This window comes from Mycobacterium sp. E3298, assembly GCF_001666895.1.
Lineage (GTDB): Bacteria > Actinomycetota > Actinomycetes > Mycobacteriales > Mycobacteriaceae > Mycobacterium.
This window is the reverse complement of record NZ_LZJB01000445.1, coordinates 1-15,180: the sequence shown is the minus strand read 5'-3', so window position 1 is coordinate 15,180 and position 15,180 is coordinate 1. Positions and strand designations below refer to the sequence as shown.

The following is a 15,180-nucleotide window of genomic DNA, read 5'->3' as shown; positions in this document are numbered from 1 at the left end:
CCAGATCGTTGACGTCGTCCATCGCGCCCACGGCGGGCCGTTCCGCACCCTCCGGCGTCTCGAACATCCGGGCCAGCTGTCGGCGGGGCGCATGCACGGTTACTGGGCGTTGCACGAGGGTTGTCTGCAGTTGCGCGGGGAAGCGGGGGAGCGGCAGGTATCGCGTCGCCCGGACGTCGGCGTCGTGTCGGTCGGCGGCGGGCCCGTCGCCGGCTGCATGTTGCTCACATGCTGAAATCCCCTGCGCCCGAACGCCGTTGGGCTTGATATGAGTACCGGCCTCGCGAACAAACTGGCTTCCGGAATCGCGCGGGACCTCGAGGCGGAGATCGTTCGCCGCGGTTGGGCCATCGGCGAATCGCTCGGTTCCGAGCACGCGTTGCAAGAGCGCTTCGGGGTGAGCCGCTCGGTCCTGCGCGAGGCCGTCCGGCTCGTCGAACACCATCAGGTCGCCCGCATGCGCCGCGGGCCCGGTGGCGGTCTGATCATCTGCGAGCCCGATGCGGGGCCCGCCACCCGCGCCGTCGTGATCTATCTCGAATACCTCGGCACCACCCTGGGCGACCTGCTCAACGCGCGCCTTGTGCTCGAACCGCTGGCGGCTTCGCTGGCCGCGGAACGGATCGACGAGGCGGGCATCGCCCGGTTGCGGGCGGTGCTGCGGGGCGAAGAGGAGTGGAGGCCCGGGCTCCCCACGCCGCGGGACGAGTTCCATATCGCGTTGGCCGAGCAATCGAAAAACCCGGTCCTGCAACTCTTTGTCAACGTGCTGATTCGCCTCACCACCCGGTATGCCCTGCAGTCGCGGACCGACTCGGCCTCCGAGGCCACCGAGGCGATCGACCGGATGCACATCGACCACTCCGAGCTCGTCGAGGCCGTCACCGCCGGCGACTCGGCGCGCGCCAAAACGCTCAGCCAGCGGCACGTCGAGGCCGTGACCGCGTGGCTACAGCACCACCACCCCGGCGCCCCGAGCCGGCGGCGCAAGCCGCGGCCGCTCAACATCGAGGTGCCCCGCGGCAAGCTGGCGGAGATGCTGGCGGCCACGATCGGCGACGACATCGCCGCCAGCGGCTGGCAGGTCGGATCCGTCTTCGGCACCGAGACGGCCCTTCTCGAGCGGTACCGGGTGAGCCGCGCGGTGCTCCGGGAAGCGGTGCGGCTGCTCGAATATCACTCGATCGCGCACATGCGCCGCGGGCCCGGTGGCGGCCTCGTCATCGCCAGGCCCCGGGCGCAGGCCAGCATCGACACCATTGCCTTATACCTGCAGTACCGCGACCCGAGTCGCGAAGACCTCCGTTGCGTCCGGGACGCCATCGAGATCGACAACGTCGCCAAGGTCGTCAAGCGGTGCGGCGAACCGGAAGTGGCCGCCTTTGTGGCCGCGCATCGGTCCGACGTCGAGGAAACGCCCGGCGATGTGGCGGACGCCTCGGCGGAGGAGTTTCGGTTTCACGTCGGACTGGCCCAGCTGGCCGGCAACACGCTGCTCGACCTGTTTCTGCGCATCATCGTCGAGTTGTTCCGGCGGCACTGGTCCAGCACAGGCCAGGCGCCGCCGACCTGGGCGGACGTCCTGGCCGTTCACCACGCTCACCAGCGGATTGCCGACGCGATCGAGGCCGGTGACGAGAGCCTGGCCCGCTACCGCGTCCGCCGTCATCTGGACGCGGCCGCCTCCTGGTGGCTTTAGCGAATACTGAGTTCTCAGATGTGATCTGCAGCTCGGTATAGCGAAGGCCCGCCGCGGGTATTGAGGAGGGAGAACTTAACGGCCGGTCCAGCAGGGGGTTGGCATTCAGTGATCGAAAGCGAGAGTCCTGGAGTGACGACGGGGACCGAAATTGGCCAGCTCGGCTTCGTCCACTCCGCACTCATCTACCAATCCCAGCAGGAGTACCTGGATTTCGTCACCCGCTTCGTCAGCGACGGGTTGGCGATGGACGAGGCGGTACTGGTTGCGGTGCCGTCCGACAAGTTGGCCTTGCTGCACGACGCGCTCGGCCCGGGCGAGCTGCCGGGCGATCTCCAACTGCTCGACATCACCGAGGCGGGGCGCAACCCGAGCCGATTCATGGCCATGGAGGGGTCTTTCGTCGACGACCACCCCGACCGGCGGGTGCGCATCGTCAGTCAACTCGCCTGGCCCGGCCGCACCGAGGAAGAGTTGGTCGCCTGCGTGGAGCACGAGGCGCTGGTCAACGGGGCCATGGACGGCTACCAGGTGACCGGGCTGTGCCTCTACGACGGAAGCCGGCTCGACGACGATCTGCTCGCGGACGTGCGGGCGACACACCCTCTGCTGTGGCGGGGCGGCGCCCTGCAGCGCAGCGCCGACTACGCGCCCGATGCCGCCTTGCAGCGCTGCAACCGGCCGCTGCCCGCCAAGCCGGGGGCCGTCACCTACACGGTGAGCAAGTCGGCGGACCTCAGTCCCGCACGGTCCTTCGCCGTCAACTACGCCGGATGGATTGGCTTGTCGCAGGACGGAATCGAAGATCTGCAACTGGTCGCCACCGAGCTGGCCAGCAACAGCTTGATGTACACCGACGGAGCCTGTCAGCTCGCCTTCTGGCGAGACGACGGATACCTGGTCTGCGAGGCGCGCGACACCGGGTGCTTCGAGGATCCGCTCGTAGGCCGGCTGGACCCGGGGCCGTGCGGTCCCGCCAGCCGGGGACTTTATCTGGTCAACGCCATCTCGGACCTGGTGCGCACACATACGACGCCCAGCGGTACGACCATTCAGGCGTATCTGCGGTTCGAGCCGTCGGCCGGGCCGACCGGATGACGCAAGCGGCCCCCGGGAATCGCTTCCCGAGGGCCGCCTGAAAATCAGTTAGAGGCCGCCGACAATCCCGCCGACCGTACCCAAAATACCGCCACTACCGCCGCCGACCGTGCCGCCGAGCAGTCCACCGCTGCCGGCCGCTGAGGAAGCACATCCAGTCGGGAGTAATAACACCGCGGCCAACCCGACGGCCACGGTGGCTGATTTAAGAGATTTCCTGATGCTCTTTGCCTTCATGATGAGCCTTCTTTCATCATTCCTTCGAGGGGTTGTTGCACAGCCGTTGAACGACTGTTGCCCTCGCCTCATACCCCCTGTTGCACACACGTAAACCAAAATTTCTTGAGAATTTCGCGACGGGTCGCCGCGTTATGACCCGAGGCGGAACTTGCACGTCAGGGCCGTGTAGGGCTAAAGTCTGCGCTCGTGCGTCTTCTCGATCGAGCCGTAGTAGCTAGCGCCCGCAGCGGGGTCTGACCCAGACCGACCCCCCGCTGTGGGTCGGAAGCTACTGCCGTCGGTCACTCCTTTCGACCGAAGAAGACCGGCACCATGACCATTCCCGAGCGGCTCGCTCAATCCAGTACTCCGGCCCCCGCCACGGCGGTGTTCGCCCGGGAGTTCGGCGCCCCGCTGCCCCGCGGCCTGCGGGAGCAGGCGGGCGCGATGTCCTGGGATGATTTCGTCGCGACCTACGCCCACGCGGGCGGGCCCGTCCGGCTGGGCAGCTGGGCCTGCACCGACACCGAGAGGCGGCCGGGGCCGCAGGCCCGCAACTTCCGGGCCGTGATCGCCGTCGGTGACCGCATCAGCACCTCGACCGCCGGCGGCAGCGGCCCGATCGCGGCGTTGAGCGCGATGCTGCACGATCACGGAATCCCGGTGGAGATCGTCAAGTTTCATCAGCTGGGCTCCGGCGGCCGCACGGTCACGTTTGTCTGCGGGAGCAACGGGGCCCGCGCCGAATGGGCGATGGGCTGGTCGGACGATTCGACGCAGTCGGCGCTGCGTGCGGTGGTCGCCTGCGCTAACCGCCTGCTCGCCTGAGGCCTACAGGGGGCGCAGCACGATCGGCATGCCGTCCATCGGGATGGGGATGGTGCGGTAGTCCCACTTCGACTCGTAGCCCGGCCGGGGCAGCTCGAGCCGGTAGCGACGCAGCAGCCGATGCATGATCGTCTTGACCTCCAACTGGCCGAAAACCATGCCGATGCACTTGTGCGCGCCGCCGCCGAACGGAGTCCACGCGTACCGGTGCCGCTTGTGTTCGTTGCGCGGCTCGGTGAACCGTTCCGGGTCGAACTTCAACGGGTCGGTCCAGATCTCGGGTAGCAGGTGGTTCACCCCCGGAAACGCGGTGACGTTGGTGCCCTTCGGTAGGTAGTGGCCCAGCAGTTCGGTGTCGCGCACCGTCCGGCGCATGGCCCACTGCACCGGGGTCACCAGCCGGATCGACTCGTTCATCACCAGATCCAGCGATTCCAGCTTCTCCAGCGATTCGATGTCGAGCGGTCCATCCCCGAGGCGGTCGGACTCGTCGCGGCAGCGCTGCTGCCACTGCGGATTCGCGGCGAGCTGGTAAGCCATGTTCGTCGCGGTGGTGGTGGACGTGTCGTGCGCGGCCATCATCAAGAAGATCATGTGGTTGACGATGTCCTCGTCGGAGAAGCGGTTGCCGTCTTCGTCCTCGGTCTGGCACAACACGGTCAGCAGGTCGCTGCCGTCCTTGCCGCGGCGCTCCTTGACTCGTTCGTCGAAGTAGTTCTCCAGCAGTTGTCGGGCCCGGACTCCGCGCCACCACGTGAACGGCGGCACCGGGTTGCGAATGATCGCATTGCCGGCCCGGACGGTCATGGTGAACGCCCTGTTCACCTTGGTCACCAGCTCACGATCGGTGCCGGGCTCGTGGCCCATGAACACCATCGACGCGATGTCGAGGGTGAGCTCCTTCATCGCCGGGTAGAGCAGGAAGCGCGGGTCGTCGATCACCCAGTCGTCGGCGGTGACCTGCGACACCACCCTGTCCATGTGCTCGACGTAACCGGCGAGCCGGGAGCGGATGAACGCCTCCTGCATGATTCGCCGGTGGAACAGGTGCTCTTCGAAGTCAAGCAGCATCAGGCCGCGCTTGAAGAAGGCGCCGATCACCGGGGTCCAGCCCTGCTGGGAGTAGTCCTTATTGCGGTTCGAGTAGAGCTCCTGGGCGGCGTCGGGGCCCAGCGCCGCGACGAACGGCAGGAGGGGAGAGTCGCCGAAGACGAGCGGCCCTTTGGTCTGGTACAGGAACATCAGGTAATCCGGGCCGCCGCGCAGCATCTCGATGAGGTGCCCGATCACCGGCAGCCCCGCGTCACCCACCACCGGTTTGAGCCCGCTGCCCGGCGGCGGCTGGGCCAACACGTGTTCGGGGAACTGGACGGTGCGCAGCTTGCGCTCCGCGACGCCCATGCCGGGAAAGTTGTTGACCGATGGGGTGAACCGGCGCCGCGCCTGGTCCAACAGGTATTGCGGGGTGCTGATGGTGGCGGTCATAGACGCTCCTTTGCGCGTTCCCTCCGAGGTGACAGCCGTCACTGTCTAATAACCTTCGGAAAAAACTTGACGGCTGTCAAGTTTGCTTTTTTCCCGGCGTGGTGCAAGGTCGGGGAATGAGCAGCCACCCCGCCACCCCGGAACCGGGCGGGCAACGGCGCGGCGACAAGCAGCGCCAGGCGATCCTGCAGGCGGTGCGGGAACTGCTGCAGGAGAAGCCATTCGCTGAGCTGTCGGTCAGCAGCATCAGTGTGCGGGCGGGGGTGGCGCGGTCCGGCTTCTACTTCTATTTCGATTCCAAGTACGCCGTTCTCGCCCAGTTGATGGCCGAGGCCGCCGAGGAACTCGAAGAACTCACCCAGGATTTCGCGCCGCGGGAGCCGGGGGAGTCCCCCGAGCAGTTCGCCAAACGCATGGTCGGCAGCGCGGCGGCCGTCTACGCGCACAACGACCCGGTGATGACCGCCTGCAACGAGGCGCGCAACACCGACGTCGAGATCCGCAACCTGATGGATCGGCAGTTCGACGCGGTGCTGGGCCAGATCGTCGCGATCGTGGAGGCCGAGATGAAGGCGGGGACCGCCCACCCGATCAGCGACGACCTGCCCACCCTGATCCGCACCCTGGCCGGTACCACCGCGCTGATGCTGACCGGCGATCCGATCCTGGCCGGCCGCGACAGCGATCTCGACCGCCGCGTGCACGTGCTCGAGCGGTTGTGGCTGCACGCGCTCTGGGGCGGGCGTCCGTAGGGCGCTACCGCCGGTATCGTCACCGCAATGGGGCAGCAGGGGTACTTCGCAGGCAAACGGTGTCTGGTCACCGGCGCGGCCAGCGGCATCGGCCGTGCCACCGCGTTGCGGCTGGCCGCGGAGGGCGCCGAGCTCTATCTGACCGACCGGGACCGCGACGGGCTCGAGCAGACCGTGGCCGACGCGCGCGCCCTGGGCGCGGAAGTGCCCGCGCACCGGGCCCTCGACATCGCGGACTACGACGTGGTGGCGTCGTTCGCCGCCGACATCCATCGCGACCACCCGAGCATGGACGTCGTGCTCAACATCGCCGGAGTCTCCGCCTGGGGCACCGTCGACCGGCTGAGCCACGATCAGTGGAGCAAGATGATCGCGATCAACCTGATGGGTCCGATCCACGTCATCGAGACGTTCGTCCCGCCGATGGTGGCGGCCCGCAACGGCGGGCACCTGGTCAACGTGTCGTCGGCGGCCGGTTTGGTTGCGCTGCCGTGGCATGCCGCTTACAGCGCAAGCAAATACGGACTGCGCGGGCTGTCGGAGGTGCTGCGCTTCGACCTGGCCCGGCACCGCATCGGCGTGTCGGTCGTGGTGCCGGGCGCGGTCAACACCCCGCTGGTCCAAACCGTCGAGATCGCCGGCGTGGACCGCGAAGACCCCAAGGTCGCGCGCTGGGTGAACCGCTTCAGCGGCCACGCCGTCTCGCCGGAGAAGGCGGCCGCGAAGATCTTGGCGGGCGTCGCCAAAAACCGCTACCTGATCTATACGTCGCCGGACATCCGGGCGCTGTACGCGTTCAAACGACTGGCCTGGTGGCCCTACAGCGTGGCCATGCGTCAGGTCAATGTGGTGTTCACCCGCGCGCTGCGGCCCGCCCCCGCACCGCTAGTCTCCCATGGCCAGTTCGAGGCGCACCCCGAGCAGCCGAACCGGGCGGTCGAGCTCGAATAGGTCCAGCACGCGCAGCGCCGCCGCCACGATGGTGTCGCGACCGGTGGTCGGTGCTTCCAGCTTGCGGATCTTGGTGCGGGTGTAGAACGTCGCGGTTCGCACGGTGACCGCGACCCGGGTCACGATGCGGCCGGAGGCGAGGACGTCCGCCAACGCCTGTTCGGCCAATTGCTTTACGGCAGAATCTATTTCGGAGCGGTCGGTGAGGTCGCGCGGGAAGGTGACGACGTGGCTGCGCGAGCGCGGGACCCACGGCTCGGCGCTGACTTGCGCGTCACCGCCGCCCTTGGCCAGCAGGAGCAGCCACAGTCCGGTGCGTGGGCCGAACGCGGACGTCAACAACTCGGCATCGCTGTGTGCGAGCTCCCAGACCGTCGTTATCCCCAGCGCCGCAAGCTTTTTCGTCGTCTTCGGGCCCACGCCCCACAAGGCGTCGACCGGACGGTCCGCCATCACGGTCATCCAGTTCGCGTCGGTGAGCGTGAAGATGCCCGCCGGTTTGGCGAAGCCGGTCGCGACCTTGGCGCGCTGCTTGTTGTCGCTGATCCCCACCGAACACGACAGCCCGGTTTCCGACGCGATGACGGTCCGGATATCTTCGGCGACCCCGATCGGGTCGGCCCCCGCCACCCCGACGTACGCCTCGTCCCAACCCCACACCTCGACCGGGTGTCCCAGGTCGCGCAGCAACCCCATCACCTGTTCGGAGGCCGCGTCGTAGGCGGCGGCATCCGACGGCAGGAACGTCGCCTCGGGGCAGCGGCGCGCGGCCGTACGCAACGGCATGCCGGCGCGGACGCCGAATTCCCGGGCCTCATAGGAGGCGCAGGTGACCACCTTGCGCGGTTCGGTCGGGTCGCCGCTGCCGCCGACGATGACCGGCAGCCCGACCAGCTCGGGATGGCGGCGCAACTCGACCGACGCCAGAAACTGATCGAGGTCGACGTGCAGGACCCAGAGCGGTGCCGGCGGCGCGGTCATTCCGCTATCGCCCACAAAGCTTGCGCGCCACGCTTTCCCATGCGTCGCCCAACGTCTCCAGGGTGTGGCCGCGCTCGTCGAGCTGGTGCTCGACATAGTTCACGTGGAGGAGGGCCAGCAGGGCATCGGTCTGAGCGTCGAGGTCGCCGGTGGAGTGTGCCGCCTCGAGCAACACCCGGATGTGGGTGTGGTGCACGAGGACGGGCGCGCTGTAGCGAGTTTGCGGATCGCGGTGGGCCTCCGACAGCAGTTCGCGATGGGCGTGCGCGAATCCGATGCGCTCCCGGCCGAACGCCACCAGTCGGTCGATCGGCGGGGCGTCGGGTCCCAGGGGAGGCGGGCCGAACAGGAAGGCCTGCTGGCTGGCTCGCTCGTCCTCGTCGAGCAGCACCATCATCAGGCCGGCGCGGCTGCCGAACCGGCGAAACAACGTGCCCTTGCCGACGCCGGCGGCGGCCGCGACGTCGTCCATGGTGACCGCGTCCGCGCCGCGTTCGGCGATCAGCCTGCGGGCCGCGTCCAACAGGAGGGCGCGGTTGCGTGCCGCGTCGCCCCGCTCCGGCTGGGCTGCCTGGAGTTGGTAGACGGGCAGTTCGCCCAACCGCTCGACACTGCTCATCCCTGTACTTTAACGCGGCGGGAATAGAACCGGACTGTAGTCCGGTTGTGTGTGCGAGGATGGAGACCAACGAATGAAGGGACACAGAACGGTGGCAGACAACATCAAGGTCTTGGCGTTAGTGGGGAGCCTGCGCACGGCGTCGATCAATCGTCAGATCGCCGAACTGGCGGCCGACATCGCCCCCGAAGGCGTCAGCGTGACGGTGTTCGAAGGGCTGGCGGAGCTGCCGTTCTACAACGAGGAGATCGACGACGCGATGAACACCGACGCGCCGCCGCTGGCCCCGGTGGCCGCGCTGCGCACCGCGGCGGCCGACGCCGACGCCGCCCTGGTGGTCACGCCGGAATACAACGGCAGCATCCCGGCCGTCATCAAGAACGCGATCGACTGGCTGTCCCGCCCGTTCGGCAACGGCGCGCTGAAGGGCAAGCCGCTGGCGGTCATCGGGGGGTCCTTCGGCCAGTACGGCGGCGTATGGGCCCACGACGAAACCCGTAAGTCGTTCGGCATCGCCGGCGCCCGCGTGGTCGAGTCGATCAAGCTCTCGGTGCCGTTCAAAACGCTCGAGGGCAAGGCCCCCGCGGAGCACGGCGAGCTCTCGGACAACGTGCGCGATGCCCTAGGGAAGCTGGCCGCCGAAGTCGCCTGATTGGCAGAAGTCAACAAGCCGATCGCCGGGCGACCAGCAGGGTTGCCGCAATCGGATAGCCGAAGCCGCCAGCCCTCGCTGGCGGCTTTGCTAGTGGTCGCCCGGACGGCCTGGCCCGGGGCGGCATCGGTGCGCGTTGACGGGGCTTGTCGGTGGTCGGTGATACAACGATTCGCATGCGCGGCTTCGAGGAAGATTGTGACCTGCGACACGCCGGGCGTGTCCGCCGCGGAAGCCTTACGACCAGCGAATTTCAGAATTGTTATTCCGAACATGTTGTATCTCGACATCTTGTCAGCCACTAGGTGTAGTGTTTCGAGCACCGGCAGATCCCAGGTTCACCAGGCCGACCGGGCCCTGGTTCACCACCCGAAATCGGCACACAGGTCATTCGACCCCGACGGCCGCAGGACGGGAACGTGGGGGCTTGACGGGCCGCTGAAACACAGCAAAGACAGCGTTTGTTGCAGTACCCGAGTAGTTGCCAGTCCGTTACAAGTCCCACCTTCCGCAAAGGAGCGGCTTCCATGAGCATCACCGTGTACACCAAGCCGGCATGCGTGCAGTGCAGCGCCACGTTCAAGGCCCTGGACAAGCAGGGCGTCGGCTACGAGAAGGTCGACATCACGCTCGACAACGAGGCGCGTGACTACGTGATGGCATTGGGTTATCTGCAGGCCCCCGTGGTGGTGGCGGGCAACGACCACTGGTCGGGCTTCCGGCCGGACCGCATCAAGGCGCTCGCGGAATCGGCTCTCAGCGCTTAGCCGGACGTTAGGTAAGAAGGAGGTTGCGGTGCACTCGCGCAACCCAGGCTGGATGAGTGGCGACCCGCTTCGCCCGGGTGCGCCGCGCTTGCGATCGCCACTGGTCTATTTCTCCTCGGTGTCGGAGAACACCCATCGCTTCGTGGAGAAGCTGGGTGTTCCCGCCACACGGATACCGCTGCATGGGCGCATCGAGGTCGACGAGCCGTACGTGCTGATCCTGCCCACCTACGGCGGCGGCCGGGCCACCCCGGACCTCAATGCCGGTGGCTATGTCCCCAAGCAGGTCATCGCATTCCTGAACAACGAGCAGAACCGGTCGTTGATCCGCGGTGTCATCGCCGCGGGCAACAACAACTTCGGTGCCGAATTCGCCTATGCGGGCAACGTGATCTCCCGCAAATGCGGCGTTCCGTACCTCTACCGCTTCGAACTGATGGGAACCCCGGACGACGTGGAAGCCGTCCGCGCGGGCTTGGAAGAATTCTGGAAGGAACAGACGTGCCACCAACCGTCACTGCAGAGCCTGTAACGTCCGGCGCGCACGCGTTGCCCGGTGAGACGGACTACCACGCGCTGAACGCGATGCTGAATCTGTACGACGCGGACGGCAAGATTCAGTTCGACAAGGACGTGTTGGCCGCGCGCGAGTACTTCTTGCAGCACGTCAACCAGAACACCGTCTTCTTCCACAATCAGGACGAGAAGATCGACTACCTGATCCGCGAGAACTATTACGAGCGTGAGGTTCTCGACCAGTACTCGCGCAACTTCGTCAAGTCGCTGCTGGACCGCGCCTACGCCAAGAAGTTCCGCTTCCCGACGTTCCTGGGCGCGTTCAAGTACTACACCTCCTACACGCTGAAGACGTTCGACGGGAAGCGCTACCTGGAGCGCTTCGAGGACCGCGTCGTCATGGTCTCGCTCACCCTTGCGGCCGGTGACACGGCCCTGGCCGAGAAGCTGGTGGACGAGATCATCGACGGCCGGTTTCAGCCGGCCACCCCGACGTTTTTGAACTCGGGCAAGAAGCAGCGCGGCGAGCCGGTGAGCTGCTTTCTGCTGCGCATCGAGGACAACATGGAGTCGATCGGGCGATCGATCAACTCCGCGCTGCAGCTGTCCAAGCGTGGCGGCGGGGTTGCGTTGCTGCTGACCAACATTCGCGAGCACGGCGCGCCGATCAAGAACATCGAGAACCAGTCCTCGGGCGTCATCCCGATCATGAAGTTGCTCGAGGACTCGTTCTCCTACGCCAATCAGCTGGGTGCGCGCCAGGGCGCCGGCGCGGTGTACCTGCATGCGCATCACCCCGACATCTACCGTTTCCTGGACACCAAGCGGGAGAACGCCGACGAGAAGATCCGGATCAAGACGCTCAGCCTCGGCGTGGTGATCCCCGACATCACCTTCGAGCTGGCCAAGAAGAACGAGGACATGTACCTGTTCTCGCCGTACGACGTCGAGCGGGTCTACGGCGTGCCGTTTGCCGACATCTCGGTGACCGAGAAGTACTACGAGATGGTCGACGACGCGCGCATCCGCAAGACGAAGATCAAGGCGCGGGAATTCTTCCAGACGCTGGCCGAGCTGCAGTTCGAGTCCGGTTACCCCTACATCATGTTCGAGGACACGGTGAACCGGGCCAACCCGATCGAGGGCAAGATCACCCACTCGAACCTGTGCTCGGAGATCCTGCAGGTGTCCACGCCGTCTGAGTTCAACGACGATCTGTCGTATTCCAAGGTGGGCAAAGACATTTCGTGCAACCTCGGCTCGCTGAACATCGCCAAGGCGATGGATTCGCCGGACTTCGCGCAGACGATCGAGGTGGCGATCCGAGCGCTGACCGCGGTGAGCGACCAGACGCACATCACGTCGGTGCCGTCGATCGAGCAGGGCAACAACGAGTCTCACGCGATCGGGCTGGGGCAGATGAACCTGCACGGCTACCTCGCCCGGGAGCGGATCTTCTACGGCTCCGAGGAAGGCATCGACTTCACCAACATCTACTTCTACACGGTGCTCTACCACGCGCTGCGGGCGTCGAACCGCATCGCCATCGAACGGGGCACGGCGTTCGGCGGTTTCGAGCGGTCGAAGTACGCCTCGGGCGAGTTCTTCGACAAGTACACCGAGCAGGTGTGGGAGCCGCAGACCGACAAGGTGCGTCAGCTGTTCGCCGACGCGGACATTCGCATCCCCACCCAGGACGACTGGAAGCGGCTGAAGGAGTCGGTGCAGGCGCACGGCATCTACAACCAGAACCTGCAGGCCGTCCCGCCGACAGGGTCGATCTCCTACATCAACCACTCGACCAGCTCGATCCACCCGATCGCCAGCAAGGTGGAGATCCGCAAGGAAGGCAAGATCGGCCGCGTCTATTACCCGGCGCCCTACATGACCAACGACAACCTGGAGTACTTCCAGGACGCCTACGAGATCGGCTACGAGAAGGTCATCGACACCTACGCCGCCGCCACCCAGCACGTCGACCAGGGGCTGAGCCTGACGCTGTTCTTCAAGGACACCGCCACCACCCGCGACGTGAACAAGGCGCAGATCTACGCCTGGCGCAAGGGAATCAAGACGCTCTACTACATCCGGCTGCGGCAGATGGCCTTGGAGGGAACCGAGGTCGAGGGCTGCGTGTCCTGCATGCTCTGACCGCCGGGTCGGGGCTCCGGCCGCCTGGTCTGCCCAGGTCAGGGGCTCGACGGCCGGCCCGGGGGGTATGGTGCATGACGTGGTGAGAATGCCTCGACCCTCCCGACCACCCCACCCCAGCGTCAAGCCGCCCGGGGCGAAGGTCGACGCGCGCAGCGAGCGTTGGCGCGAACACCGCAAGAAGGTGCGCGGCGAGATCGTGGATGCGGCCTTTCGCGCCATCGACCGCCTGGGCCCCGAGCTGAGCGTGCGGGAGATCGCCGAGGAGGCCGGCACGGCCAAGCCGAAGATCTACCGTCATTTCCACGACAAGTCCGACCTGTTCCAGGCCATCGGGGAACGGCTGCGCGACATGCTCTGGGCGGCGATCTTCCCGGCCATCGACCTGAAAACCGACTCGGCGCGTGAGGTGATCCGGCGCGCGGTCGACGAGTACGTCAACCTCGTCGATCTGCACCCCAACGTGCTGCGGGTCTTCATCCAGGGCCGCTCGGCCGCCAGCCCGCAGACCCTCAACGAGGGCCGCGGCATCACGCTGGCGATGGCGGATCTCTTCGACAACGAGCTGCGCGAAATGGAACTCGACCATGCGGCGTTCGAGCTGGCCGCGCACGCGGCCTTCGGCTCGGCCGCCTCGGCCACCGAATGGTGGCTGGGCCCCGACCCGCAAAGCGCGCGGCGCATGCCGCGCGACCAGTTCGTCGCGCACCTGACGACGATCATGGTCGGGGTCATCGTCGGCACCGCGGAGGTGCTCGGCATCGCGATGAACCCGGATCAGCCGGTGCACAGCGTGGTGCCCAGCAACCCCGCGGCCAGCTGAGGTCCTAAGCACGTTGACATCGCCGCAGCGATCGTCGACACTCGTGCCATTCGATACCCTGGGTACCGGGTATTTCTAGCAGGGAGATCGATCCACCGTGACCGACGTTGTGACACACGCCGAACCGACATCCGCACACCAGCCCGTGCACACCCGCGCCATCATCATCGGGACCGGGTTCTCCGGCCTGGGAATGGCGATCCGGCTGCAGCAGCAGGGTGTGGACTTCGTCATTCTGGAAAAGTTCGGCGACGTCGGCGGCACCTGGCGCGACAACAGCTACCCCGGGTGCGCCTGCGACATCCCCTCGCACCTGTACTCGTTCTCGTTCGAGCCCAAGCCCGACTGGCGCAACCCGTTCTCCTACCAGCCCGAGATCTGGGACTACCTCAAGGGCGTCACCGAGAAATACGGCCTGCGCCGCTACATCGAGTTCAATTCGCTTGTCGATCGGGCGCACTGGGACGACGACGAGCAACGCTGGCACGTCTTCACCGAGGACGGCCGCGAATTCGTCGGGCAGTTCCTGATCTCGGGCGCGGGCGCGCTGCACATCCCGTCCCTGCCCGACATCGAGGGGCGCGACGAATTCCGCGGTCCCGCTTTCCATTCCGCGGAGTGGGATCACAGCGTCGACCTGACCGGTAAGCGGGTGGCGATGATCGGCACCGGCGCCAGCGCGATCCAGATCGTGCCGGAGATCGTCGGGCAGGTCGCCGAACTTCAGCTCTACCAACGCACCCCGCCGTGGGTGGTGCCGCGCTCCAACCCCGAGATTCCGGTGGCGCTGCGCCGGGCCATGGCGAACGTCCCCGGCCTGCGGGCAATGACGCGTCTCGCGATCTACTGGGGCCAGGAGGCGCTGGCGATCGGCATGACCAAGCGTCCCAACGCGCTGAAGTTCATCGAGGCCTACGTCAAATACAACATCCGCCGGTCGGTCAAGGACCGCGAACTGCGCCGCAAACTGACCCCGCACTATCGCATCGGTTGTAAGCGAATCCTGAACTCCTCCACGTACTATCGCGCGGTCGCCGACCCGAAGACCGAGCTCATCACCGACCACATCGCGCGGATCACGCCCACCGGGATCGTCACCGCCGACGGCACGGAGCGCGACGTCGACGTGATCGTCTACGGCACCGGGTTCCACGTCACCGACTCCTACACCTACGTGCAGATCAAGGGCCACAACGGTGAGGACCTGGTGGACCGCTGGAACCGGGAGGGCATCGCCGCCCACCGCGGCATCACCGTCGCCGACATGCCCAACCTGTTCTTCCTGCTGGGACCGAACACCGGCCTGGGGCACAACTCGGTGGTGTTCATGATCGAGTCCCAGATCCGCTACGTCGCCAGCGCGATCAAGACCTGCGACAAGCTGGGCGTGCAGGCACTCGCGCCCACGCGCGCCGCCCAGGACGCCTTCAACGACGAGTTGCAGCGCCGGCTGGGACCGTCGGTGTGGAACAGCGGTGGCTGCGCCAGCTGGTACCTCGACGAGCACGGCAAGAACACAGTGCTGTGGGGCGGCTACACCTGGGAGTACTGGCGGGAGACGCGCTCGGTCAAGCCCGAGGAGTACGAGTTCTTCGGCAACGGGTCGGGCGCCAAGCGCGTCGCGGCGGCCGCACAGGGC

General features: G+C 66.5%; 15 protein-coding genes and 1 pseudogene. 12 read left to right on the top strand and 4 right to left on the bottom strand.

The features are described 5' to 3' along the window. From A9X05_RS20890 to A9X05_RS20880, 3 genes and pseudogenes are all read left to right on the top strand, one after another. Positions 1 to 235: pseudogene (locus A9X05_RS20890) on the top strand (hypothetical protein); the annotation flags it as partial. A gap of 33 nt (positions 236 to 268) precedes the next feature. Continuing rightward, positions 269 to 1,699: a FadR/GntR family transcriptional regulator gene (locus A9X05_RS20885; protein WP_067783869.1), complete on the top strand. Its 1,431-nt coding sequence runs from the start codon at positions 269 to 271 to the stop codon at positions 1,697 to 1,699. A gap of 108 nt (positions 1,700 to 1,807) precedes the next feature. Further along, positions 1,808 to 2,797 (top strand): sensor histidine kinase, encoded by a 990-nt coding sequence (locus tag A9X05_RS20880; protein ID WP_067783867.1) that lies wholly within the window; start codon positions 1,808 to 1,810, stop codon positions 2,795 to 2,797. Positions 2,798 to 2,845: 48 nt separating this feature from the next. On the opposite strand, the gene A9X05_RS30005 is transcribed toward A9X05_RS20880, so the two are convergent. Next, entirely contained in the window at positions 2,846 to 3,034 is a 189-nt protein-coding gene (locus A9X05_RS30005; RefSeq protein WP_082950395.1) for a hypothetical protein, read from the bottom strand. 315 nt (positions 3,035 to 3,349) lie between these two features. Here A9X05_RS30005 and A9X05_RS20875 point away from each other — a divergent pair, with 315 nt between their 5' ends. Further along, positions 3,350 to 3,844, top strand: coding sequence for an alpha-isopropylmalate synthase regulatory domain-containing protein (locus A9X05_RS20875; protein WP_067756605.1), 495 nt, complete (start codon positions 3,350 to 3,352; stop codon positions 3,842 to 3,844). 3 nt (positions 3,845 to 3,847) lie between these two features. Here the strand turns inward: A9X05_RS20875 and A9X05_RS20870 are convergent, their stop codons facing one another. Next, on the bottom strand, positions 3,848 to 5,329 hold the full coding sequence (locus tag A9X05_RS20870; RefSeq protein WP_067783865.1) for a cytochrome P450: 1,482 nt from the start codon (positions 5,327 to 5,329) through the stop codon (positions 3,848 to 3,850). 116 nt (positions 5,330 to 5,445) lie between these two features. On the opposite strand from A9X05_RS20870, the gene A9X05_RS20865 reads away from it, so the two are divergent. Both A9X05_RS20865 and A9X05_RS20860 read left to right on the top strand, forming a co-directional pair. Beyond that, positions 5,446 to 6,081 (top strand): TetR/AcrR family transcriptional regulator, encoded by a 636-nt coding sequence (locus A9X05_RS20865; RefSeq protein WP_067756598.1) that lies wholly within the window; start codon positions 5,446 to 5,448, stop codon positions 6,079 to 6,081. Positions 6,082 to 6,108: 27 nt separating this feature from the next. After that, entirely contained in the window at positions 6,109 to 7,032 is a 924-nt protein-coding gene (locus A9X05_RS20860; protein WP_067783863.1) for an SDR family oxidoreductase, read from the top strand. Here A9X05_RS20860 and A9X05_RS20855 read toward each other — a convergent pair. Both A9X05_RS20855 and A9X05_RS20850 read right to left on the bottom strand, forming a co-directional pair. Further along, positions 6,967 to 8,013: a DNA polymerase IV gene (locus A9X05_RS20855; RefSeq protein ID WP_067783861.1), complete on the bottom strand. Its 1,047-nt coding sequence runs from the start codon at positions 8,011 to 8,013 to the stop codon at positions 6,967 to 6,969. The two genes, A9X05_RS20860 and A9X05_RS20855, sit on opposite strands and share 66 nt — an antisense overlap. Positions 8,014 to 8,017: 4 nt before the next feature. Further along, positions 8,018 to 8,632 carry a TetR/AcrR family transcriptional regulator gene (locus A9X05_RS20850; RefSeq protein WP_067783859.1) on the bottom strand — a complete coding sequence of 205 codons (615 nt, stop codon included), beginning with the start codon at positions 8,630 to 8,632 and terminating at the stop codon, positions 8,018 to 8,020. Positions 8,633 to 8,705: 73 nt separating this feature from the next. Here A9X05_RS20850 and A9X05_RS20845 point away from each other — a divergent pair, with 73 nt between their 5' ends. The 6 genes from A9X05_RS20845 to A9X05_RS20820 form a co-directional block, all read left to right on the top strand. Then, positions 8,706 to 9,284, top strand: coding sequence for an NAD(P)H-dependent oxidoreductase (locus A9X05_RS20845; protein WP_067783857.1), 579 nt, complete (start codon positions 8,706 to 8,708; stop codon positions 9,282 to 9,284). Between the two features lie 527 nt (positions 9,285 to 9,811). After that, a complete protein-coding gene (locus A9X05_RS20840; RefSeq protein WP_067274703.1) occupies positions 9,812 to 10,051 on the top strand; it encodes a redoxin NrdH in 240 nt (79 codons plus the stop codon). 52 nt (positions 10,052 to 10,103) lie between these two features. Beyond that, on the top strand, positions 10,104 to 10,583 hold the full coding sequence (gene nrdI / locus A9X05_RS20835) for a class Ib ribonucleoside-diphosphate reductase assembly flavoprotein NrdI (protein WP_067756583.1): 480 nt from the start codon (positions 10,104 to 10,106) through the stop codon (positions 10,581 to 10,583). Beyond that, positions 10,553 to 12,718, top strand: a complete 2,166-nt coding sequence (nrdE, locus tag A9X05_RS20830) for a class 1b ribonucleoside-diphosphate reductase subunit alpha (RefSeq protein ID WP_067756580.1) — start codon at positions 10,553 to 10,555, stop codon at positions 12,716 to 12,718. The genes nrdI and nrdE overlap by 31 nt, the downstream gene beginning before the upstream one ends. A 79-nt stretch (positions 12,719 to 12,797) precedes the next feature. Next, positions 12,798 to 13,541 (top strand): TetR/AcrR family transcriptional regulator, encoded by a 744-nt coding sequence (locus tag A9X05_RS20825; protein WP_156670148.1) that lies wholly within the window; start codon positions 12,798 to 12,800, stop codon positions 13,539 to 13,541. A gap of 97 nt (positions 13,542 to 13,638) precedes the next feature. Then, positions 13,639 to 15,180: NAD(P)/FAD-dependent oxidoreductase (locus tag A9X05_RS20820; RefSeq protein WP_067756577.1), on the top strand; the 1,542-nt coding region annotated here is incomplete at its 3' end.